19 protein-coding genes are annotated in these 24173 nt (G+C 40.6%); 10 read left to right on the top strand and 9 right to left on the bottom strand.

Features of this window, described 5'->3' with window-relative positions:
* The first annotated feature begins 115 nt into the window (after window positions 1-115).
* The gene (locus AB8618_RS15460) at window positions 116-2011 is read left to right on the top strand and encodes a monovalent cation:proton antiporter-2 (CPA2) family protein (protein WP_413400985.1); all 1896 of its coding nucleotides are present in this window, start codon (window positions 116-118) and stop codon (window positions 2009-2011) included.
* On the opposite strand, the gene AB8618_RS15465 is transcribed toward AB8618_RS15460, so the two are convergent.
* The 3 genes from AB8618_RS15465 to AB8618_RS15475 all read right to left on the bottom strand — a co-directional run bounded on the left by AB8618_RS15465 (window position 1986) and on the right by AB8618_RS15475 (window position 6204).
* Window positions 1986-2699: a hypothetical protein gene (locus AB8618_RS15465; protein ID WP_413400986.1), complete on the bottom strand. Its 714-nt coding sequence runs from the start codon at window positions 2697-2699 to the stop codon at window positions 1986-1988. The two genes, AB8618_RS15460 and AB8618_RS15465, sit on opposite strands and share 26 nt — an antisense overlap.
* Before the next feature lie 119 nt (window positions 2700-2818).
* Window positions 2819-4609, bottom strand: coding sequence for an alkaline phosphatase (locus tag AB8618_RS15470; RefSeq protein WP_413400987.1), 1791 nt, complete (start codon window positions 4607-4609; stop codon window positions 2819-2821).
* Between the two features lie 11 nt (window positions 4610-4620).
* Window positions 4621-6204: an alkaline phosphatase gene (locus AB8618_RS15475; RefSeq protein WP_413400988.1), complete on the bottom strand. Its 1584-nt coding sequence runs from the start codon at window positions 6202-6204 to the stop codon at window positions 4621-4623.
* Between the two features lie 314 nt (window positions 6205-6518).
* On the opposite strand from AB8618_RS15475, the gene AB8618_RS15480 reads away from it, so the two are divergent.
* Both AB8618_RS15480 and AB8618_RS15485 read left to right on the top strand, forming a co-directional pair.
* Window positions 6519-6764 carry a DUF3297 family protein gene (locus tag AB8618_RS15480; protein WP_008112798.1) on the top strand — a complete coding sequence of 82 codons (246 nt, stop codon included), beginning with the start codon at window positions 6519-6521 and terminating at the stop codon, window positions 6762-6764.
* 168 nt (window positions 6765-6932) lie between these two features.
* Window positions 6933-7835, top strand: a complete 903-nt coding sequence (locus AB8618_RS15485; protein ID WP_413400989.1) for a homocysteine S-methyltransferase family protein — start codon at window positions 6933-6935, stop codon at window positions 7833-7835.
* Between the two features lie 85 nt (window positions 7836-7920).
* Here the strand turns inward: AB8618_RS15485 and AB8618_RS15490 are convergent, their stop codons facing one another.
* Complete coding sequence (locus tag AB8618_RS15490) at window positions 7921-8337, bottom strand: MerC domain-containing protein (RefSeq protein WP_413400990.1); 417 nt, start codon at window positions 8335-8337, stop codon at window positions 7921-7923.
* Window positions 8334-8828 carry a Fur family transcriptional regulator gene (locus tag AB8618_RS15495; protein WP_409424224.1) on the bottom strand — a complete coding sequence of 165 codons (495 nt, stop codon included), beginning with the start codon at window positions 8826-8828 and terminating at the stop codon, window positions 8334-8336. Before AB8618_RS15495 ends, AB8618_RS15490 begins: the two co-directional genes overlap by 4 nt.
* Window positions 8829-9138: 310 nt before the next feature.
* On the opposite strand from AB8618_RS15495, the gene AB8618_RS15500 reads away from it, so the two are divergent.
* The 4 genes from AB8618_RS15500 to AB8618_RS15515 all read left to right on the top strand — a co-directional run bounded on the left by AB8618_RS15500 (window position 9139) and on the right by AB8618_RS15515 (window position 17155).
* A complete protein-coding gene (locus tag AB8618_RS15500) occupies window positions 9139-11568 on the top strand; it encodes a TonB-dependent receptor (RefSeq protein ID WP_413400991.1) in 2430 nt (809 codons plus the stop codon).
* Between the two features lie 32 nt (window positions 11569-11600).
* A complete protein-coding gene (locus AB8618_RS15505; RefSeq protein ID WP_413400992.1) occupies window positions 11601-12998 on the top strand; it encodes a 5-methyltetrahydrofolate--homocysteine methyltransferase in 1398 nt (465 codons plus the stop codon).
* A gap of 361 nt (window positions 12999-13359) precedes the next feature.
* Window positions 13360-14379 carry an ATP-binding protein gene (locus AB8618_RS15510; protein ID WP_409424227.1) on the top strand — a complete coding sequence of 340 codons (1020 nt, stop codon included), beginning with the start codon at window positions 13360-13362 and terminating at the stop codon, window positions 14377-14379.
* Complete coding sequence (locus AB8618_RS15515; RefSeq protein WP_409424228.1) at window positions 14366-17155, top strand: tetratricopeptide repeat protein; 2790 nt, start codon at window positions 14366-14368, stop codon at window positions 17153-17155. The genes AB8618_RS15510 and AB8618_RS15515 overlap by 14 nt, the downstream gene beginning before the upstream one ends.
* A gap of 74 nt (window positions 17156-17229) precedes the next feature.
* On the opposite strand, the gene AB8618_RS15520 is transcribed toward AB8618_RS15515, so the two are convergent.
* On the bottom strand, window positions 17230-18528 hold the full coding sequence (locus tag AB8618_RS15520) for a DEAD/DEAH box helicase (RefSeq protein WP_413400993.1): 1299 nt from the start codon (window positions 18526-18528) through the stop codon (window positions 17230-17232).
* A 461-nt stretch (window positions 18529-18989) separates the two neighbouring features.
* Here AB8618_RS15520 and AB8618_RS15525 point away from each other — a divergent pair, with 461 nt between their 5' ends.
* The 3 genes from AB8618_RS15525 (at window position 18990) to AB8618_RS15535 (ending at window position 20614) form a co-directional block, all read left to right on the top strand.
* Window positions 18990-19715, top strand: coding sequence for a hypothetical protein (locus AB8618_RS15525; RefSeq protein ID WP_409424230.1), 726 nt, complete (start codon window positions 18990-18992; stop codon window positions 19713-19715).
* Window positions 19716-19800: 85 nt separating this feature from the next.
* The gene (locus AB8618_RS15530) at window positions 19801-20154 is read left to right on the top strand and encodes a hypothetical protein (RefSeq protein WP_147154738.1); all 354 of its coding nucleotides are present in this window, start codon (window positions 19801-19803) and stop codon (window positions 20152-20154) included.
* 97 nt (window positions 20155-20251) lie between these two features.
* Window positions 20252-20614, top strand: coding sequence for a hypothetical protein (locus AB8618_RS15535; protein WP_409424231.1), 363 nt, complete (start codon window positions 20252-20254; stop codon window positions 20612-20614).
* Between the two features lie 224 nt (window positions 20615-20838).
* Here AB8618_RS15535 and AB8618_RS15540 read toward each other — a convergent pair whose 3' ends face one another.
* The 3 genes from AB8618_RS15540 to glmS form a co-directional block, all read right to left on the bottom strand.
* Window positions 20839-20961: a hypothetical protein gene (locus tag AB8618_RS15540; protein ID WP_283235062.1), complete on the bottom strand. Its 123-nt coding sequence runs from the start codon at window positions 20959-20961 to the stop codon at window positions 20839-20841.
* Window positions 20962-21023: 62 nt separating this feature from the next.
* Window positions 21024-22211 (bottom strand): alpha/beta hydrolase-fold protein, encoded by a 1188-nt coding sequence (locus AB8618_RS15545; RefSeq protein WP_413400994.1) that lies wholly within the window; start codon window positions 22209-22211, stop codon window positions 21024-21026.
* A 110-nt stretch (window positions 22212-22321) separates the two neighbouring features.
* The gene (glmS, locus tag AB8618_RS15550) at window positions 22322-24142 is read right to left on the bottom strand and encodes a glutamine--fructose-6-phosphate transaminase (isomerizing) (protein WP_413400995.1); all 1821 of its coding nucleotides are present in this window, start codon (window positions 24140-24142) and stop codon (window positions 22322-22324) included.
* Between the last annotated feature and the right edge of the window lie 31 nt (window positions 24143-24173).

Below are 24173 nucleotides of genomic sequence, written 5' to 3' on the forward strand. Positions count from 1 at the left end.
TACGTGTGCATTTTTAAAGCGCACACAATAAATAACAACATTGAGCCACATAAGCCGTTGTATTTTAAACGTACCTAAGCCATGCTAATTATCTCAACGTTAATAAGGTAAGCATGTGTTAGAAATAGCGTTAATATACTTAGCTGCGGCTATTGTGGCGGTGCCTATCGCCAAGCGAGTGGGCCTTGGCTCGGTACTGGGTTACTTAATTGCCGGCATACTCATTGGCCCCTATGCATTAGGGGTAGTGGGCGATCAAACCGATGTAATGCATTTCGCCGAATTTGGCGTAGTGATGATGCTATTTTTAGTCGGCCTTGAACTGCAACCTTCGCGTTTGTGGACTCTGCGCCACTCAATATTAGGGCTTGGCGGATTACAGGTGGTACTAAGTGCAGCGGCTATTTTTGCCTTTTGTTATTGGTTTTTTGCCATGCATTGGCAAACGGCTTTAGCTATTGGTTTAATGCTCGCGTTGTCTTCAACTGCTATTGTGCTGCAAAGCCTTGAAGAAAAAGGCTGGCTAAAACAAGAAGCTGGGCAAAATGCATTTTCGGTTTTATTGTTTCAAGATATTGCGATTATTCCTATTTTAGCGCTACTTCCATTACTCGCTTTTGCACCACAAGGTAACTCAAAAGACATTAACGACTCCATCATTGCTAGCTGGCCTATTTGGCAGCAAGTAGGGGTTTCTGTTGCTGTTATTGCCGCTATCATTGCTGGCGGTAAATATGTTTCGGCACCATTATTTAGATACATAGCACAAACCCACATGCGTGAAATATTCACTATTTTTGCATTGTTTTTAGTGGTGGCTATTTCGCTGGTGATGCAAAGTATTGGGTTATCGCCCGCACTCGGTACTTTTTTAGCCGGTGTTGTATTGGCCGAAAGTGAATTTAGACACGAGCTAGAAGCCGATATAGAGCCCTTTAAAGGCTTATTACTGGGATTATTTTTTATCACGGTTGGCGCATCAATTAATTTTGAATTGCTATTTAACCAATTCAGTATCGTGATTGCATTAGTGGTGTTTTTAATTGCCATTAAAGCCTGTATTTTATTTGCTTTGGCAATGGCTTTTAATATTAGCCGTAAACAACAACTTCTATTTACCTTAGCCCTTGCTCAGGGCGGCGAGTTTGCCTTTGTGCTGCTTAGTGTAACAACCACCTTGAGTATTTTAACCCCAGAGCAAACTAATTTAGTTACCCTTGTGGTTGCCGTTTCCATGCTAATAGCACCTTTACTGCTTATGCTGTATGAGCAAATTCAAAAGCGAAGCTATAGCAGTACGGCACCTGAGTTTGATAAACCAGAACAAATAAGCACAGCCAAACATGTGATCATTGCCGGATACGGTCGTTTTGGACAAATAATGGGGCGTTTATTACATGCGCAAGGCTACGAAATTACCGTACTTGATCATAGCCCAAGTCAAATAGAACTGCTGCGCCGGTTTGGTAATACCGTATTTTATGGTGATGCGGCACGCCAAGAACTGCTTGAAGCCGCAGGCGCACATACTGCACAAATGTTGGTTGTGGCGATTGATAACCCTGACAAAACCATTGAGATTATTAAGCTGGCGCATAAAAACTATCCCCAATTAAAAATAGTAGCGCGCGCCATAGATCGCCGCCATGCATACCAATTACTTAATTTAAAAGTAGATGCTTTTAACCGCGAAACCGTCGACTCAGCCATAAACTTAGCCATAGAATCATTGCAATTGCTTGGTAATAGTAAAGAAGATGCTGAGCGTGCTGGTAAGTTATTTAGAGATCACGACCGTGCTGCGGTATTGCAACTAGCCGAACTTTGGGGTGATGATGCCAGTTATGGTGTGGCTGTGCGCCAACGTATGGAAGATTTAAAGCAAGTATTACAACAAGACAAACAAGCACGGCAAAACTTAAATACCTGTGATGCCAAAGACTATGAAAATGGCTTAACCGAAAACACGGTTAAGCCAAAAAACGCTAATGATGATGCCCACCTTGAATAGCCTCGCCTTGCTGGTTATAAAAACCGGTGGCGCCGTGCTCTATAAAACCAAGGTTAATCATTTTAGCTAAAAATGGATCGCTTTCATTATCGCCAATATCGGCGTAATCGGTGGTTTGAAAGTTATCCCATTTTGCAAACTGAGCCTTAATTACTGATTTATCACTGTTTACATCATTTAAGCTAAGCAAAGTTTGAGTATCATTTTTTTTATTGGTCACACTAAAAGTTTTAACTAATTTTGCTTGCGGGAGAAAAGCCAGATTAAATTGGTTATCGCCCTCATTAAGCACGTAATTTTTTACCTCATTACAACCCTCACCTTGTGAACTTACTAGGGTCATTTTTGCAATCAAATGGTTATCCACCAGCTGACTTTTGGCACTCCAATTTTGCACTCCACGTACCTCCGATGGTTGGTACTCAATACCGCGTTGCTCAGCATTAAAGTAACGAATAGGACGAAGCTGTTTATTACTTAGCTGCTGCCAAAGCTCGGTTAGTGTTTCACTTTGATGAGCCACCTGCTGATTGTTCCGCCAAAGGGTAAGTGACTGAGTGCTTTGCTGTGATTTATGCTGATTGGTAATTTGATAGTCGGCTTTTAGTTGCGCAGCATCAATGTCGCACTGCTGGGCGAGCGCACTGGTGCTGGCTAGTGCTGAAAGTATAAATAATAACTGTTTCATTGGGGGTAATCTCTTGGTTAAACATTACTTTATGACTCTAAAATAACGCTTAATAATGGCATTTGTATGACACAAAAAAGCCCGCAACATAATGCGGGCTGTTTGTTTAGCTAGTTGATTTATTGCGCTACTTTTTCATCCGCCGCTTTTACAAAATCTGCGGCAAAGTCCATTACATGGAATAAAAAGCTTTGCTCATTAGTGCCTGTTACTAAATGAGCGCCAGGGCCCATTGCGTATACACCTACATCTTCACCCGCGTGGGTTTCTGAACTAAGAGGTACTAATGACTCTTGGTGAAAACCTGGTGTTGTTGTATCAACATTTGTTAAATCAACACGTCCTGTAACAGGTCCAGCTAAGTAAGAGGCGTCAGCATTAGTTTCATTGCCTAAGTCTCTGTAACCTAAACCATTGGTATAACCTACGGTGGTATAAGGCATATCGTCGGCGGCAAGGCTTGGCTCGGTTTGGCCTACACCAACCACTTTACCCAATATTGGGTTACCACGCTTAGGATAACCTGCAATGGTAAACACATGGCTATGATCGGCTGTGACCACAATTAATGTTTCTTCTGGGTTAGTACTGTCCATCGCCACTTTAACGGCTTTAGCAAATTCAATAGTATCGTTAAGCGCGTTATATGCATTGCCTGCGTGGTGCGCGTGGTCTATTCGTCCCGCTTCTACCGATAAGAAAAAGCCCTTATCGTTGTTATCAAGCACGTTAATTGCTTTTTCGGTCATTTGCGAAAGCGAAGGCTCGCCCGCTACATCGTTTGCGCGGTCGGCTTCGTATTGCATGTGGGATTCGTTAAATAAGCCAAATACCTTTGTTGCATCGTCGCTAATGGCATCAAAACCAGTTTGATCCATTACGTAGTTGCCGTTAGGGTAAGTTGTTTGCCATTCGGTAACTAAGTTACGGCCATCGGTACGATCCCCTTCAACCGCGCTCATTGCATCACTTGAATTAGCCGCGGCATCTTTTGGTAAAAAGTGACGACGACCGCCCCCCATTACTACGTCTATGCCATCTACATCAATACCGGCAAAGCGTGCTTCTAGGTTGGCTTCAAAGTTAACAAGTTGCGATGCAATGTCTTCACAAGCATCTGAACCTGCTGGCATATCTGAGTTATCTTCCCAGTTACGATCAGCCGATTTAGCATACGTTGCCGCTGGCGTTGCATGGGTAATGCGCGCCGTTGAAATAAGGCCTGTTGCTTTACCTGCAATTTCGGCAAGCTCAAGCGAAGACACCAGTTCATTACCGGCAACGGTTGAACAATTGCCACGCTCAATATCTTCATCTACACCAATGACGCCTACATCGGTTTTAACACCAGACACCATAGCCGTCATTGTGCCTGCAGAGTCGGGTGTTTGTGCATCTACATTATAAGTTTTAACAAAGCCTGAGTAAGGCATGGTTTCAAAGCTAAGTTGATAGTCTTCACCCATGCCGCCCTCAAGCTGGCCAGCTAAAATACGTGCAGCCGTAACGGTAGAAATACCCATGCCGTCGCCTACAAATAAAATCACGTTTTTAGCCTTAACCGACTCAGTAACCACCTCGGTATTAGCTTGCTGCGTTGCCGCTAACTTAGTTTGCGCGTCGCTATACCATGCGTTACCTGTAAGGTTAGCTAATTGATCTATAGTTAACGACGTTGCCGGCGCATTACACACTAGGTTAGATGAGTTAACTTCGTCGCTATCAAGCACGCCATTTTCGTTTGTATCTACGCCCACTTGCGTTTCTACACCGCCATTAATACATTGCGCTGAACCCACAGCTATTGCGTTGTCTACTGCGATAATGTTGTTATTACTTTTATCGTCATCACTTGAACAACCCGCTAGCGCGACCATTACTGCTAAAGAAAGTACTGTTAATTTTTTCATGTTCGCCGCCATTATTGCTGAGTTAATTCAAGAGCTTGGTTAATTAGATGAAATACAACGTTTTGCTCAATTACACCTTGAGCAAGTTGTGCGCCAGGGCCTTTAGCGTGCAATGAAATATCTTCACCAGCATGCGTTTCAGAGCCCAGTGGTACGGTTGTTTCTTGGTGAAAACCAGGGGTTGTTGTATCAACGCCGTTTAGCTCAACACGCCCAGCGACTGGACCGCTTAAGTACGCTGCATCGGCATTAGTTTCATCGCCTAAGTCTCTAAAACCCAGTCCGTTTGCATAACCTACCGTGGTGTATGGCATATCGTCGGCAGCAAGGCTTGGCACTGTTTGGCCTACAGCAACTACTTGACCTAAAATTGGGTTACCGCGTTTAGGGTAACCAGCAATAGTAAATACGTGACTGTGATCGGCAGTCACTAAAATAAGGGTTTCTTCTGGGTTGGTATTATCGATTGCCGCTTGCACTGCATTGGCAAATTCAATGGTGTCGTTAAGTGCGTTGTAAGCGTTACCCGCATGATGTGCGTGGTCAATTCGGCCCGACTCAACCGTTAAGAAAAAGCCATTTTCGTTTTTACCCAGTACATCAATCGCTTTGGTGGTCATGTCGGTAAGTGAAGGCTCACCTGCCACGTCATTACTGCGGTCGGCTTCGTATTGCATGTGAGATTCGTTAAATAAACCAAATACTTGGGTTACATCGTCAGCAATAGCATCAAACCCAGCTTGGTCCATAACGTACGTTGCATTTGGATATTGTGTTTGCCACTCAGTTACAAGATTGCGCTCATCAGTACGATCACCTTCAACAGCGCTCACTGCGTCACTTGAATTAGCCGTAGCATCTTTTGGTAAAAAGTGACGACGACCGCCGCCCATTACAAAATCAAGGCCGTCTACATCAATACCTACAAAGCGCGCTTCTAGATTTTTTTCAAAGTTAACTAGCTGTGAGGCAATATCTTCACAGCCTTCTGAGCCCTCTGGCATATCTGAGATATCTTCCCAGTTACGATCTGCCGATTTAGCATACGTTGCCGCTGGCGTTGCATGAGTAATACGTGCGGTAGAAATAACACCTGTTGCTAGGCCTTTAATTTCAGCCAGTTCTGTTGCTGTTAAAAGCTCGTTTCCTGCAACTGTTGAGCACACACCGCGTTCAATGTCTTCGTCTACACCAATCACGCCTACATCAGTTTTAACACCTGAGATCATCGCTGTCATTGTGCCTGCAGAATCGGGAGTTTGTGCATCTACGTTGTAGGTTTTAACTTGTGCAGAATATGGAAATTCTTCAAAACTTAAATAGCCTTCTTCACCTGGGTTACCTGCTCGTTGGCCTTTTAAAATTCGCGCTGCCGTTAGGGTAGAAATACCCATGCCGTCACCAACAAATAAAATCACGTTTTTTGCTTTTGTAACTTGTGCACTTTGTGCTTGGGTGTTTTTAGTAGCTAACGTAGTTTGTGCATTTGTATACCAGTTATTATTTATTTGGCTTTGTGGTAGTACATTTGCATGGCTAGCAGCGCTTAACATAAATGTTAGCCCAACCGCCGCAGCGACTTTTTTAATTTTCATCCTAATTCCTGTTATGTAGTGGTTATTTTAAAAAGTGTGAACTCAAAAACATCAACCGCTGCACTATAGGAAATGGATGTTACTAATAAAGGTAATTTTAATGACAAGAAGGTGACAGCCAAATTTTATATCAATAAAACCTCTTTTGTATTTCCACCGACTGCTTAACCCTTCTCATAATATATGTAACAGCCCTATAAAAGCACATCACAATATAAATATAATAAAGCCGCTTAGTTTATTGATCTCTTGCTTGAGCATAAGCCTGCTATTGCCTACAATAGCGCATAATTAATTCAACGCAGATCACTATTATGACTGATACAAACAAACCAGAATTACCTAATCAACTGTCTATTAACCCACGTAGCAAATTTTATGTAGAAGAAGTATTTGAACATGAAATCGGTATTACTCTTAACGGTAAAGAGCGTTTTGACGTTGAAGAATACTGCATCAGCGAAGGTTGGATTAAAGTAGCAGCGCCTAAAGCGCTAGACCGTCGCGGTCAGCCATTACTTATGAAAGTAAAAGGCACTGTAGAAGCGTTTTATAAGTAATAGCTTACTTATAAAAAGAACAGCGACACCTCACTGGGTAGTCGCTTTTTTTGTGCCTGTTTAAAGCATGTTGAACTTTTTTCATACTCAACCTGATGAAGTTTCATTATGAATTTTCAAAAAATATGTTTGAATAACTTTAAATATTTAGACGTTTAGAAGTCCACCATGAACAGGTTAACAATATTAGATGGCGGCATGGGCCGTGAACTTAAACGCATGGGCGCGCCGTTTTCACAGCCACTTTGGAGTGCGCAAGCTCTAATAGAAGCACCGCAATGCGTAACTCAAGCACATGAAGCTTTTATAAATGCAGGGGCAGAAATTATTACGGTAAATAGCTATGCGTGTGTCCCCTTTCATTTAGGTGAAGCATTATATCAAGCGCAAGGCGCAGCACTTGCACAGCAAGCCGCTGTAATTGCAAAAGAAGCGGCTCAAAACACTAAACAAAACGTGCTAGTAGCGGGTTCATTGCCACCCGCATTTGGATCGTACCGTGCTGATTTTTTCCAAGGTGAACGCGCATTTACTATTTTAGATACCCTATATAAAGCACAAGATGAATATGTAGATATTTGGATTGGCGAAACTATTTCCAGTATTGAAGAAGCTCATGTAATGGCAACGGTGCTTAAAAATTCAAACAAACCATGTTATTTCGCATTTACCTTAAGTGATGAAGTAAGCGATCAAGCAACATTACGCTCTGGTGAATTAGTATCCGATGCTACCTTAGCATTGCTCGAACATAATATAGCGGGCATATTCTTCAACTGCTCTATTCCCGAGGTCATTGAACAAGCGCTACGCGACACAAGTACTGTGCTAAAACAGCAGAATAAAAATGTTGATTTAGGGGCCTTTGCGAATGGCTTTACACCAATAGCCAGCGACTATAAAGCCAATGAAGGCTCGCAAGGTTACCGCGATTTATCACCCGCTGAGTATGTAGCGTTTGCCAAGCAATGGCACAACCTTGGCGCAACAATTATTGGTGGCTGCTGTGGTATTGGCCCCGAATTCATTGCAGCATTGGTAAAGTGGAAAAGGGATATTAAAGAGTTTTAATATCCCTTATTTAACTACAAAAATATAGAGAAACCTTAAAAGCTGAAATGATTGACTCCCAATACCTAATCGAGCCCTTGTATTGCTAGGCTACTTGGTCAGATCCACCTACTGAACACGGGCATTTTTCGTCATGCTTTTTAAAACACTGTTGGTAATTAAACCAATGCGCTAGCGCGATAAAAGCAGAGCCAATTACAGTGAAGGTTTTTTCGGCCACTTCATGGCCTAATAATACTGCAGTTATCAAAAAGACTAGACCAACAACTCCACACGCCATATAACGTATACGTTTGTGCTTTTTACAGCCTAAGCTCAAAGCTAATAAGCTTGTTGGTAGTACGGCAGCAAGAATCCATAAATGAAACTGTTCACCATTTATTTGCAGTACAGCAATGCTTGGCAACAGCGCTAAAATAACCGGTGTTGCAAAACAATGTACCGTGCACATTAACGAAAGCCCAATGGCAAATTTGTCTGCTGCCGTTTGAATCAGTTTCATTTTTTATCCTTCTTTTTAATTTTGTTAGCGGTACTTTGCTGACACCCAAAGCAAACACCTGAGATTTCTAGTTGCGAAGTTGTTGGCGCAAACCCTTTCATTTCAAGCTGTTTAAACAAAGATTTAACCGAATTATTAAGGTCTTTCATCTCACTTGCTTTATTACAAGAGCTACAAATTAAAAACATCGATAGTTGATGCTCTCTATCATCATTAACGTGACTACACGGTATAAACTTATTTTCTAACTTTAATCTATGTACCAGACCTACCGACTCTAAAAAGCCTAATATCCGATAAACGGACATTGCCAAAATCGGTGTATTTATTTGCTTATTATATTGATCTGTTAACTCATAAGCAGACAAAGGTTTATTTGCTTGCAATAGAATTTCAAATACCTGCTGACGTTTTGGCGTTAATTTTTTTTCAGAGGCTTCACATCTTTTTATCGCAAAGCCAACCATCTCTTTAAATTGCTGTTTATTCATATTACCCACACTAACCAAGTGAGCTGGCGTTTTAACTTTGCCATCCTTGTTGCCAATGCCTCCGTTGTAGTTTTATCTAAAAATTTATTAACTAGAGATAAATAAATGTAACAACTAACTTTTGCTTCACAACAAACAACTCACCCACAAACAACACCTAAACAATGACAATAAAGATTTAAAGCACTGAATTTATATAGGTTATATAGCCAAATTGTATACCCTGAATGATTTTTAGTTAATTAACTATTGATACAATATAACATTTCAAGCACAATTGATACAATATAACATTCGCAAAGGAATTCAAATGACACGAAAATCTCAATTAGCTGTTTTGATAGCTGCTTTATTACCTGCAAGTGTGCTTGCAAATACCATCGAAGGTGTTGTTTTAAACAACCAAGGTAAAGTGGTGACCAACGCAACGGTAGAAGTTGAAGGCTTTGATATAACAGCAGTAACAGATGCAAGCGGTAAGTTCGTAATAACTGATTTAAAAAGTGGTTCAAAAGAACTTCATATTACCGCCCCTGGTTATGCCCATCTGCATCGAGATATCACATTTAGTGATGATAAAAGCCAGTCAATTATCTTTAACTTAGAACGCTCACCTATCGAAGTAATTGATATTGAAGCAACGCCTATTCACATGTCGGCAATGGAATCAACATCTCCCGTTAGCGTATTATCTGGCGAACAATTAAGACGTCAGCAAGCAGCAACACTTGGCGATAGCCTTGAAAAACTCCCAGGGGTTAATACTAACTTTCATGCAAAAGTAGCCAGTACACCGATTATTCGTGGCTTAAGCGGGCCGCGTGTTCTAATTACTCAAAACGGCCTTGATGTCAGTGATGTTTCTCGCGTTGGCCCTGATCACTCCGTTGCATCAGAGGCGTCAACCGCAAAACAAATCGAAGTACTACGTGGTCCTGCCACTTTATTTTATGGCAGCGGCGCCATTGGTGGTGTGGTCAATGTAGTTGATAACCGTGTGCCTACCGACAGCACGACTCGCGGCGAATGGAACCTTGAGCACAACTCTGTTGATAATCAAAAAGTAGCCTCGTTTAACGCCACTACAGGAACCGATTCTTTTGCGTTTTATGCCGATGCGTTTTGGCGTGAAGCCGATGACTATGAAATACCCGTGGCCGCTGAATTAGCCCATGATGACCATAGTGGCGATTACACCGTTGCAAACAGCAATGAAGAATCTGACGGTTTCACCCTTGGTACTAGCTACCTTTTTGATCAAGGTTTTGTTGGTATAGCTGTTGAGCAATTTAATCGTCAATACGGCATTCCAGGCCATACCCATGGCGGTGAAGAAGAACAAAGCATCGCAGAAGAAAGCGTATATGCTGACTTAGAGCAAACTAAGGTGCAATTATTAAGCGAGTATAACCTCGATAATAAATGGCTTAATAAAATAAACCTTCGCGCAGGCTTTACAGATTACGAACATGCTGAAATCGAGCATGGCTCAGTGGGTACTATTTTCAAAAATGAAACCAATGAGTTCCGCGTTGACCTAATGCATAACCAATTTAGGGAATGGAACGGTGGCTTAAGTTTTCATTACAAACAAAGCGATGTTGAAGCACAAGGCTCAGAAGCATTTACACCGCCATCAGAAACACAAAGCTTTGCTATAGCACTGATGGAAGAAAGACACTTTGGTGACTTTTTAGTGCAACTAGGTGGTCGTGTAGAACGTGTAACAATTGATGCAGACAACGTGCTATTACCAAGCATCGATGCTCACGCACATGATGATGAAGATGGACATGACGATCATGATCACGGTCAAGAACACGCTCACGAAGAAAGCGCCGATATCATTCGTGTATTCAACGCAGAACACGAGTTCACTCCTGTTAGCTTATCTGCTGGTGTAGTGTGGGATTTTGCGCCTAGTTACAACTTGGGCTTATCGGTATCTCGTTCAGAGCGCGCCCCTTCAGCTTCTGAATTGTTATCATTTGGCCCTCACATTGGTACTGGCACTTATGAAGTTGGTGCGCTATTTGATATGCATGAAGATGGTCATCTTGGTTTATCTGAGCAAGTTATTGATCTAGAAACAGCCAATAATATTGATTTAACTTTGCGTAAAACCCAAGGTGATATCGGTTTCATTTTTAACGCTTTTTATAACCAAGTAGATAACTATTATTACCAAATAAACACGGGCTTATACGCTGAAAGTGGCCATGACCATGGTGATGAGCACGATCACGGCGACGAACATGACCACAGTGATGAACACGATCACTCATCTGAGCTGCCTGTTTATTTATTCAAAACAGATGACGTCGTTTTACATGGTTTTGAAGCACAAGTTGCATGGCAGTTAACCGATGAATTTAAAGTAGATTTATTCTCAGATTACGTTCGCGCCCGCCTTAAAGATGGTGGCGATTTACCCCGCACACCACCATTGCGATTCGGTACTGAGTTTAGCTATCAAACAGAAAAGCTGAGTGCGCACCTTCACATAACTCGCTATCAAGAGCAAGACCGCACAGCACCAGAAGAAACAGCTACAAATGGCTACACCATGCTTGATGCCAGCGTTTCATATGACTTATCAGTGCTAAATCAAGATGTGTCTGTGTACCTACGAGGCACTAACTTAACAGACACAGAAGCGCGCGTGCATAGCTCATTTTTAAAGGATATAGCACCACGTCCAGGACGTAGTTTTGCGTTAGGTGTTCGCGGTTATTTTTAAGCGCTAAAAAATTATAAATAAAGGAAATAAACATGACTAAACTATTCAAATTGAAACTAATTGCACTGGCAATAAGCAGCACATTAATCACCGCTTGTGGTGATGCAGAAACAAATATTGTTGAAAAAGACCCAATAGAAGTGCCTGATGACGGCCACGATCATGGCGAGGGTGACGACCATGGTGATGAATACACTATTGATTCATTAGGTAGGCTTGCGGTACTTGCTGGCGATAGCAACGAAGCGAACTTTTTCGACTTAGACGACAATGAGCTTCTTGATACATTCACTCTTACTAATGATTCAAATACGCTATCGTCGTCACCTGATTTTCGTTATGCAGTGATTGCTAGCCGCGCTCAAGATTACCTCGGCTTTATTGATGGTGGTTTATGGCGTGAAGACCACGGCGCACATTTACATGACTACGAGCAAAGCCCAGCGGCTAGCAGTTATGAGCTAACAAGTGGCAGCCGCCCTACTCACCTTGTAAAACATGACGGCCAATTAGCTGTTTTTTATGATGGTGATGCAGACTCTGGCACGGTTGCCTCTGTTGAAGTATTAACAGGTAACGACATCACAAACGCAACAGATAACCTTCCAGGTATTAGCTACAATATTAATATGCACGGTGTAGCAGAGCCTCGTGGAGAGCATCTATTAGCGACCATTCGTCGCGATGATACCGAGAGTACATCTGCCGCTAAAATCCTTCCGGATCAGGTAGGTGTTTATCATTTCCATGATGGTGAATATGAGCTTGAACAAACTTTAGAGCTTACTTGCCCTGATTTACACGGCGCGGCACAAAACCACGACTATGTAGCATTTGGTTGTAGCGATGGCGTGTTACTAGCTCATCAACACGACGACGAGTACGAAGCTGAAAAAATAGCGAACATTGCAGCCGTTGGCGATTTACGTATTGGTAGTATTTATGGCCACGAAGATAGCGAGGCCTTTATTGGCGTAGCGTCTGGTCACGGTGGCGGCTCTGCTGTGATTGTGAGTATAAATCCTGCAAAAGCTGAAATGGAAGAATTAGAATGGCAACTAGCCGATGGCGCAAGTGCTATTTCTTACTCTTTCTCTGCGAATGGTGAACACTTCTTAGTTTTAGACAGCCTAGGCTTTTTAAACGTACTTGAGGCACATGCGCACGACAGCGAAATGCACTGGGAACTAGCAGGCCAAGTTGATATCACGCAAGAAGACGTAACAACCATGCCTGAAGGCATGAAGTTTAGTATGACAGTGGCGCAAAACGGTCAGTTCGCTTACGTAGCCGACCCAATAGCCCAACACGTTGTGCAAGTACACCTAGAAGACTTAGAAATTGAAGGTGAACTAGAGCTAACATTCCCACCAGCTGCAATCACTTGGTTAGGTATTGCACAAGAGGAAGAGCACGCTCACGAACACTAGGTTTATAGTGTATTGACCAGTTAAAGTTTTGGGCTAAAGCCACAAAATGAAAAAACCCGTAATTAGATTTCTAATCACGGGTTTTTTTATATCTTCTCAAATATACGTTTAAAAACGATTCCTCTAATTTAAAAAATAACAAATTATAATTTGCCATTAAGTTTGACAAATTATAATTTGCCAACTAATCTAACAAAATATAATTTGTCACGAGGTGTGCTATGAAAAACATTGTTGGTCAAGCTGCGAGAAGTACAAACTTTTGGAATAGACCCTATGAACTAGAGGACATATGGGAAGCAATAGATAACGGTAGCCATATTCTCCTTTGCGCTCCTCGCCGTGTAGGTAAACATCAATAATGTATAAAATAGTTGATGAACCTAAAGCAAATTATATCCCCATTTATATTGATACAGAGTCTGCTGATTCTGAAGCCGAATTTTGGTCAAAGGTTTTTAATGCGCTAATGGAAGAAGACTTTATTGCTAGCCTAAAAACAAAAACTAAAAACTTCTGGGATAAAATTAAAAGCATAAAAATAGCTTCGATAACTATGGATGGCGTTGAGTTTGGTGATGGCAAAATGCTAGATCACAAGCAGGCTTTTCACAGATTAATTAAAGATTTAGATCATGATAAAAAGCTCATTATTATGATTGATGAGTTTGCGCAAACCATTGAAAACATAATAAAGTACGAAGAGCCTAAAAACGCTATTAGCTTACTAAAAGCCCATAGAGAATTAAGGCAAGATCAGAAGTTTTCACAAAAAGTGACCTTTATCTATGCAGGCTCAATAGGTCTAGAAAGCGTAGTATCCAAAATTGACGCAATTAAACATATTAACGATTTAAACAATATAAAAGTCCCGCCTTTAACTTTCCCTGAAGCAGAGCAGTTTACTATCGCACTGTTTCAAAGTGCAGACATTAAAATCAACAAAACTGATATTAATTATTTACTTAATACCATACATTGGCTTATCCCGTTTTATATCCAGCTCATTACCCAAGAAATTAAAAAAATCTACCGTAGAGATCAAAATATTGATCAAGCTGTTATTGATCAAGCAATTCATAATGCATTAGATAACCGTAATCATTTTGAGAGCTGGCAAAGTAAACTCAAAACCGCATTAGGCAACAATGAGTATTTATTTTGTAAAGAAGTACTGAATGCTATTTCGAACAAAAAAGAGATTAACTTGCTCGATATTATGGATGTTGCCAGTAAACATGACTTAAACGACAATGAAGCAAAAGATTGTCTGCATTCATTAATATACGATGGCTACATTAATAACAACGACGACAATAAAACCTATCAATTTAACTCTCCGATCTTAAGAATGTGGTGGAACAAAAATGTCGCAAACTAATTACTCACGCTATAAATACACGCCCGATGAAATTGATGAAAAAGAATTTTTAGCTAAGTTTGTTGTGCGCAATCATGATTTTGACGATGTTTTTGATGACATTAAAAGCAGTGATTACACAGTTCCAGGCCAACACTTTATAATTGTTGGCCAGCGGGGGCAGGGGAAAACAACCCTATTAAGAAAAATAAAACTCGCAGTACAAGCTGAGTCAACGCTAGCTGACTTTTTAATCCCAATAAAATTCTCGGAAGAGCAGTATCAAATTCGTTCACTTAGCCGTTTATGGGAAGAAATTGCTGATTACTTACAATGCACAGCTGAAGATGACTTTGCTTGTATACATGATGATATGGAAAACCATTTTGACGATGCCGATTACGAACTAAAAAGCTTTTCATACTTAGAAAAAACAGTAAAAGTGAAAAATAAAAAACTATTATTGTTGATAGACAACATTGACGAGCTACTAGGTAAATTAAAAGAAAAAGAGCAACGCAAGCTCAGAGAAATACTCCTCACATCGCCAACACTCAAAATCGTTGGTGGCTCAACAAAAATGCTAGAGCAGCATTTTGACTACGGAAAACCGTTTTACGAATTTTTCAAAATAATTAAACTCATCGGCTTAAATAAACAAGAGTGTTTTGATTTTCTTGCCAGCATGGGCGATGAACAACAAAAGAAAAAAATAGCTCTCATCATTAAAAGCACGCCTGAACGCATCGAAACTTTACGCCGGTTAACCGGGGGTGTACCAAGAACAATAGTGATGCTATTTGATATTTTTGTAGATGATGGCGGTAATGCTTTTGATGATTTATTAAAAATACTCGATGATGCTACCCCATTATATAAACACCGCATGGACGACCTGCCTGAGACGTTACAAGATATAACGCACACCATCGCGATGAACTGGGATGGCATTAGCACTAAAGATATTGCTAAAAAAACCCGCTTAGAAAGTAAAACCGTATCGGCTCAGCTTAAGCAATTAGAAACTAAATACGGCATCGTAGAATCTATTTCTATAGGTAAAAATAAGATTTATAAAATTGAAGAACGGTTTTTTAATATTTGGTATTTAATGCGCTTTGGTCGTAAAAAAGATCGTCAAAAAGTCGAGTGGTTAGTTAACTTTTTAACATCGTGGTGTAACCCTGAAGATCTTGAGCGCAGAGCCAAAAACTTTATGACCGCTATCCGCAACGGAAAAATGCAAGACTCCTACGTTTACCATATGTGTGAAGCGCTCAGCTATGCTGGTTTAGATATAAACACTGAGCATGAAATGAAGGAAAGCACGAAAGCCTATTTAACTTCAAAAAATTCTAGTTTCGTTAATGAGCTTTCTGCGTCAGATAAAGAAATAATTATCGAGGCACAGCAACTATATAGTGAAAAAAAGACTGATGAAGCAATTAAGCTACTAATAACCTCACAAAAAAATAGCGCTGAAATTTTATTTTTTACAGGGTATTTATATGCAAACGATGGGAACTTTAATAAAGCTGAGCGTTATTATTTACAATCTATAGAACGTGGGGCTAGCCATGCTATATTTGGTTTAGCCCTTCTGTACCATAGAGAAGAGCGCCTTGATGAGGCAGAAAAGTACTATTTGATAGCTGCTAAGAGTAACGATATAAATGCTTTATTTAATTTAGGAAACATCTACAAACAGCAAGGTAGATTTGAACAATCAGAAAGCTACTTAATCAAAGCTAGCGAACTTGGCGAGAGTGAAGCATACCTGAGTTTAGGCGAACTGTATCGTGAAAGTGACTCATTTGAAAAAGCCATAACTTGCTACCTAAAAGCCTTCGAGAGTGGGCATTCAATAGCCCTACTTTCTTTAGGATATCTATACCAAGAACAAGGGCAACTCGATCAAGCTGTAGATTGTTTTTTGAAAGCAGCTGAAAATGGTAATAACGATGCACTATTTGACTTAGGTCTTTTTTATAGCAAACAAGGAAAACTAAGTAAAGCTAGGGATTACTTTTTAAGAGCAGCTGAAAATGGTGATAACGATGCATTACTTAATTTAGGTAATGCCAGCCGAGAGCAAGGTAATCTTGAAGAAGCTGAGAGTTATTACTTACAAGCAGCTGAAAGTGGCATTCTAGATGCTCTATTTAACTTAGGCACCTTTTATTTAATGCAAAATAAACTTGATAAAGCAGAGATTTATTATGTGAAAGCTGCTGAAAATGGTGATCATGATGCGTTACTTAATTTAGGTGGCTTATACCTAAAACAAAGAAAAACTGATAAGGCTAAAGCCAGTTTTATCAAAGCTATTGATGCTGGAGTTGTCGATGCTATAAATCAATTAGCTTGGCTTCATTTTGAACTAGGCAGTAATTTTAAAGAGGCATTATCACTAGCTAGAATTGGTTATGAACGAAAGCCTGATTATTATAGCGCTCATACTCTAACTACCATTTTACTTTGGGGGGAAAACCTATCACAAAGTCTTGAATTATTTTTACAATGGTTAGATATGGATGGAGAGCACAGTGATTATGACATTACGCTTTACTTAACGTTACTTATGGCCAAAAAACAGCTTTATAAAACAAAAAAGCTATTAGAGCTACCTAAACACGCCTTAAAAGATAAATGCAAACCTGTTTGGTATGCCTTGATGACCTTGATGCAAGATGACTTCCCCCATGAGCTCACTAAAATGGGCGGTGAATTGCAAGAGAGTGTTGATGAGGTTTTGCAGCAAGTGGCTGAATTTGAGAAAAAGTACGCGCTGAGTTAAGCGTTATCTAAGTTTTATAAGCTTAACAAAAAAGACGCCATCGCGTCTTTTTTTCCTATTGCCATAAAATAGTTTTATTTCCGGCGCCAGCCGCTCCATACATCATCTTCTTGGTTGGCTTTTTTCTTCTTTTTCTTACCTGTACCTTCTGGCTTGGCCATTGGCTTGTCGTTTTTTAGCGCCTCAGCCGCATCAAGGTTGGCTTGGTTTACAGCAAAACCTGCTACCTCTTCGCGCTCTAAGCGAAGTTTGTTTTTCTTTTCGATAATTCTAAAGTGATGGAAGTCTTCATAATCAATCAGTGATAGCGCTAAACCTACTTCACCAGCACGGCCGCTTCGGCCAATACGGTGCATATAATCAGCTGGGCTACGCGGTAAGTTAAAGTTAATTACTACTGGTAGCTTTTCAATATCTAAACCACGGGCTGCAATATCGGTAGCAATTAGTACTTCTATTTCCCCAGCTTTAAATTTTTCAATTACGCGAGTACGCTCACTTTGACCTTTATCACCATGAAATACCTGTGCGTTAATACCACGCTTTTCAAGCTTGCCTGCTAAGTGCTCACAGTCTTTTTTAGCGTTTACAAAAATAAGTGCTTGGCGCCATTTATGCGCTTTAATTAAATGCGCTAAAACCGTGGTTTTTTCGCCTTTATTAACCGTAAATACACGCTGTACTAAGGTGCTTTCGTCTTTACTTTGAACTTGTATTTCAACAGGGTTAGTTAACAGCTCTTGCGTTAATTGTGTGACTTGCTCTGGGAAAGTCGCTGAAAACAACATGGTTTGTTTTTTAGCAGGCATAAGCGCTAATAGCTCAGCAAGCTCTTCAGTAAAGCCAAGGCTTAACATGCGGTCAGCTTCATCAAGCACTAAGGTTGTTACTTTATCGAGCTTAATCGCATTGCTTGAGATTAAATCGAGTAAACGCCCTGGCGTTGCAACAATGATATCAGCACCGCCGCGAAGTGCTTGCATCTGGGTATTAACCGACACACCACCAAATACCGCCACCGTTTTAATGGCGCCATTAAAATTAGCAGAATACGATTTAACACTATCGGCTACCTGCACTGCCAGCTCGCGAGTAGGTACCAAAATAAGCCCTGATACAAAGTTACCTTTGCTCGGCGTTTTATTCGCGCCTTTTGCTAAAAATAGCGTTTGTAGCATCGGCAAAGCAAAAGTTGCTGTTTTACCTGAGCCGGTATTTGCCCCCGCAATTAAGTCACTCCCCGCCAAGATACTTGGAATTGCTTTTGCCTGAATCGGCGTAGGTTGCGAGTATTCAAGATCAGACAAACGAGCAATTAGCTCTGGAATAAGGCCAAGTTCGTTGAAATTACTAGGATTTGCGGCTGAGGTCATAAAAGGTGCGGGCTCATTGCTAAAAATAGCCTGTAATTTTAGCGTATTTAGCAGCTATTAAGTAGAGGTTAGTGATTTAAATAAAATGCATCTTGTTTTTTATTAAACGATGATTCACTGAATATCACTTTGCATTAATACTATTTTTCACATACATCAATCATTACAAATAATAGCTGAACACGCTGTATTATTGATTTCAGCATTTCAAGTGTGTTATTTTTGCGGCCTGATGGATTAATTTTAGATACAAGGAAATGTCATGTCTCAATTTGATTTATGTTTCAATACGAAAAGTCGAGCAAGTTTACCTTTTAACAGTAATGACTTAGAGCAATTAAAGTGATTTCAGGCGCTCTCGTCCAGATATAGCTTGTGCACTTGATAATACGGTGTCTTAGCCTGAGCATACAAAGAGAAATGTCAGTACTATAGTAAACAACTTCGGTGATGAAGATGCTTTGGCTATTGCCGCGCTATACGATGCGGAAATATCTCCATATGTTGATAAAGTAAGAGGTTTAACGAGTCAACAAGTTCTTGGAAGAAATCTTGATACCTTGACTGCCACTGGCGCAGCACTTACCTCATTAGAGTCAAGCCAAGTGAGATTAAGTACATTTGGAAAAGCGATTCTAAAATACCAAACTAGCTTAATTGAAATTAGAAAAGCATCGCAGAACAAGCAGCCTAAATTAGAATTAATCAAACTAGGTAACAAAGCAAAGCAAGCCCATCTAGAGTTAAACACTGTATTTAAAAGAGAAATGGTTAAATTCAAAGGCAAAGTGAAAGCATCTGCACGGGGTAATATCTGGTCTAATGCGCAGCGAGGCATAGATACAGCAAGAAGCGCAAGAAGTTCAGCTCCCTTGCAATTAACTTCTTTAGCTAACATACAGCACTTACGTAAATTAGAGCAAGGATCCAACATTGCAGGAAAGTTTGTCATTGCGATTGATGCTGGTCTTCGAGCTGATAGCGTTTATGACGATTACAAAGCAGGTAAAGACTGGCAGCGCAGTGCAGTCAGGGAAGCTACAGGTTTTGGTTTAGGGACAGCTGCAGGAGCATATGTTGGCGGTACGACTATAACCACAGGGGTATGGGATAGCAATTGCAATGGGTCCAGTTGGCTGGGTAATTCTTATAGGTGTAGGCTTGGGGGCTGGTTATGCTGCAGGTAAAGTTGGTGATGCTGTTGGAAAGGGTTTCTCAGGTCTAGTTTATGACCTTAGCTCTAATATAAGCTGGTTTTAAGCTATGTATCTTATGCCTGAAACTTTTTACTGGATAATAACTGGGCCATTTATAATTGCTTTTCTTATTTCAGCTTTGTGCTTCACTCGTATTTCAATGAAACACATAGAGAAGAAAATGCGTGAGGAAGGGATACATGAGCCACTTTGGGATAAAGGACTGGGCATAAGAGTGAGCATGTATGGCAAAGTAATAAGGCGGCAAAAACCCGCAAAGGCGACGGTTGTTAATGACGAAGCAATTTTACGACACGCCAGACCTATCGATTTAATTTTAGCTCGCACAATGCATTACTCTTTCGTAATTATGATGACCCTAGCTGTATATGGTTATTTTGCATATGACTTAGGTGAGCGCGCTTATTAATTTCATGACGAAATTATAGGCAGAAGGTTTTATGCTACAGAAAATCACTTGTACCTTAATATATGCTTACTTCTCTGATATGAATTGGTTTTAAACCATGTATGTGATTCCTGAAAAGATTTTTTTATTTATATCTTTACCAATAATAATTAGCTATCTAATTTCAACTTTATGTTTTACTCGTATTTCAATGAAACATATTGAGAAAAAAATGCGCGAGGAAGGGATACATGAACCACTTTGGGATAAAGGGCTGGGCATAAGAGTGAGCATGTATAGCAAAGTAATAAGGCGGCAAAAACCCGCAAAAGCGACGGTTGTTAATGATGAAGCCATTTTGCGACACGCCAGACCTGTCGATCTAATTTTAGCTCGCGTAATGCATATATCATTTATAGGTTTAATGTTCGTAATTGCCTATGGCTACTTTGCTTATGATTTAGGTAATCGCGCATATTAAAAAGGCGCACAAAGCGCCTTTCACATCAAACCTGTCGCCTATTGATTTTAAAATTTTTAGGCCGACTTTGCCAAATTGCATGGTTCGCCAACATCTGTGCTTTCATTTCCGCTTTATAGTGCGACAGTAACTGTAGTGGAATTGTATATACAATAGAGGCAATCACATGGTTTACACGCATGGCCATCTGACTCACAGTATGAGTATTTACCAGTAAACTCTTCTTAGTCTTCAATACCATCAGCAAGTAATATTGCTTCTTCTAATTTGTTTGGTAAGGCTTTAATCACGTTAAAAATCAATATTTTTATCTTAAGTCCTACTCTTTTAATTAATTTAACTGTCACCGTAAGCGCTTCAAACCTAAAGAGGCTTTCATAAAAAGCCAACAACTAAGTTGGCAATATTATTAGTTCTTGCTAAGTTCTGCTTGTAACCTAGCTTTTGTTTCTCTTAAGTAATTTATATAAGGGTATGAGTCATCTGCAATGGCTAATGCAGACTCCATCTGTTCAAGCGCTTGGCGAGTATCTCCTTGCATTTCATAACCGTAGGACAAGGCTGAAAGCGCATCAACTGATTTTGGGTGGTTTTTTAAATTGTACTTAAACACCTCAATAGCACGGGTAAACTGCTTGCTGCCCGTTAGGTTATAACCGAGTGATCTAACAGCACGGTCTGGTGGAGATATCTGCTCGCCCCATTGTTGAGATAATGTTTTGTAATAACCATCAATAGAGGCTACATCGTCAGTTAAAGCACTGATTGGCATTTGTTTAGGTAAAAATAAGTTGTAGTAGGCATTAAATACGCCAGCAGCAGTGGTTAAGCCATGCGAGATGCCATCAAACGCATCATTAAAAAAGCGTAACCCTCGCGCTTTATGCGATTGCAGTGATTGCTGTAATTCATCATACCTTTCTCGCATTATGCCGGCTTCTTCGCCGATATTGATATAAACGTAACTGTTAAGCTCTTTGTTTTTAGTTATAAACGATTTTGTGCTTTTTACCATTGCGCCATAGTTCCACCAAACCGCAGGGCTATACGCAATATGCGCTTGAAATAGTTCGGGATTTGCCTGCAACGCGTATAGCGCAAATACACCACCAGCAGATGCGCCAGCAATCACTTTATAGTCATGCGTGCGATAGTTCTTATTTACTAAAGGAATGAGCTCTTGTTCAAAGAACGCTAAAAACTTTGCCGCGCCGCCCCCTTCACCGACAGGCCCTTGTGGCTCTTTATTCACTGTAGGATACATATCTCTAAGTCGATTAGTGTTTTCAATAGCGACAATAATAACCTCAGGCGCACGATTATCATTTTGTAAGCGCTCAATAACAGCACTAGCAAGCGATATATTACCCGCTCCATCTAAGCGATATATAACAGGATATACCTTATTTGGCTGAGCTTGGTAGCTTTTAGGCAATTGCACAACAACTGTGCGTTCTTCGTTTAAAACAACCGATTTAATAGTATGTGTGTACTGAGAGTAATCTGTACTTTGCTCTTTAGTGCCAGATTGTGCAAAGGCACTTTGTGAACTAAAAGCAAAAAAGCTAACAAAACAAATAACGGTTAATAAGCGCATGACTAATCCCTTAGAGAATAATAAGTTACCTAAGCTAACAGAATTTTAGGCACAAAAAAAGCGCATTGAGCGCTTTTTTAACATTAATCAAAACCTATAAGCTTTTGATTTTACTCAACTGTAACCGATTTTGCTAAGTTACGTGGTTGGTCAACGTCAGTGCCTTTAATGACCGCTACATAGTACGACAGCAACTGTAGTGGAATTGTATATACAACAGGAGCAATTACGTCGTCTACGTGGTTTACGTTGATTACACGCATTGTGTCGTCTGACTCAAAGTGTGAATCTTTATCAGCGAATACATATATGATGCCGCCACGTGCACGTACTTCTTCTACGTTTGATTTAAGCTTTTCAAGCAGCTCGTTGTTTGGTGCTACAACAATAATTGGCATGTCGGCATCAATCAGTGCTAATGGGCCGTGTTTAAGCTCACCTGCTGCATAGGCTTCTGCGTGAATGTATGAAATCTCTTTAAGCTTAAGTGCGCCTTCCATTGCAATTGGGTATTGTGAGCCGCGACCTAAAAACAGTGAGTGGTGCTTATCAGCAAACTCTTCTGCAAGGTCTGCAATGCCATCAGCCAATAGTAGCGTCTCTTCTAATTTAGCTGGAAGCAATTTAATAGCGTTAACAATCGTACTTTGATCTAGCCCTTTCTCTTGCGCAATAGACGCAGTAAGCATTAACAAACCAACAAGCTGTGTAGTAAATGCTTTAGTAGAGGCAACGCCAATTTCAGCACCGGCTTTAGTCATAAAGGCAAGGTCTGATTCGCGTACAAGCGATGAGCCAGGTACGTTACAAATAGTCATTGACCCCATGTAGCCTTGCTCTTTGGCTAAACGCAGTGCAGCTAAAGTATCAGCCGTTTCACCTGACTGTGAAATTGTTACTAGCAGACTATTTTCGTGTACAAACGATTGACGGTAACGGAACTCAGAAGCAATTTCTACGTTACAGCTAACACCTGCAAATTGCTCAAGCCAGTAACGAGCAACCATACCTGAGTGGTATGACGTACCACAGGCAATAATTTGTACGTGTTTTACGTCTTTAAATATTTGCTGTGCGCTGTCGCCAAAGGCATCAATCGCTACGCGGTCGTCGTTTAAACGTCCTTCAAGAGTGTTACGTACTGCAAGTGGCTGCTCATAAATTTCTTTTAGCATGAAGTGACGGTAATCACCTTTACCTGATGCATCTTGTGTGATGTTTGATTCAACAACTTCACGCTCAACCACGTTGCCATCTGCATCAAAAATTTCTACTGTGTCGCGAGTAATGCGCGCTACATCACCTTCTTCTAAGAAGATAAAGCTGCGAGTCACCGGTAATAATGCAAGTTGATCAGAGGCAATAAAGTTTTCACCAAGGCCTAAACCAATAACTAACGGGCTACCTGAGCGCGCTACAATAATTTCGTTATCATTCGCTTTATCGAACACAACGGTACCAAATGCGCCTTCAAACTGTTTAACAGCTGCTTGAACTGACGCTAATAAAGTAGTGTGCTGCTGGCGTAACTGATGAATTAAATGCACCATTACTTCGGTGTCGGTATCTGATAAAAACTCGTAACCGTCGCCTTTAAGTGCTGCACGCAAACTTGCGTGATTTTCAATAATACCGTTATGTACAAGCGCTAATTGATTGCTTGAAACATGTGGGTGAGCATTGGCTTCAGTTACACCGCCATGAGTCGCCCAACGAGTGTGTGCAATACCTGTGTGGCCGCTAACACCAGCTTTTTCAAGTGCTGACTCTAAGTTTACAACCTTACCAACTGCTTTAACTGTATTAAGTGTATTACCTTCAAGTAAAGCTACACCTGCTGAGTCATAACCACGGTACTCAAGACGCTTAAGGCCTTCAATTAAGATTTTATTTACTGGACGTTCTGCAACAGCCCCAACGATTCCACACATAGTGTCTCCATTAATTTTTTAATTCTAGCAA

The sequence above is a fragment of the Pseudoalteromonas sp. RW-H-Ap-1 genome, from assembly GCF_048318575.1.
In the GTDB taxonomy this organism is placed as follows: domain Bacteria; phylum Pseudomonadota; class Gammaproteobacteria; order Enterobacterales; family Alteromonadaceae; genus Pseudoalteromonas.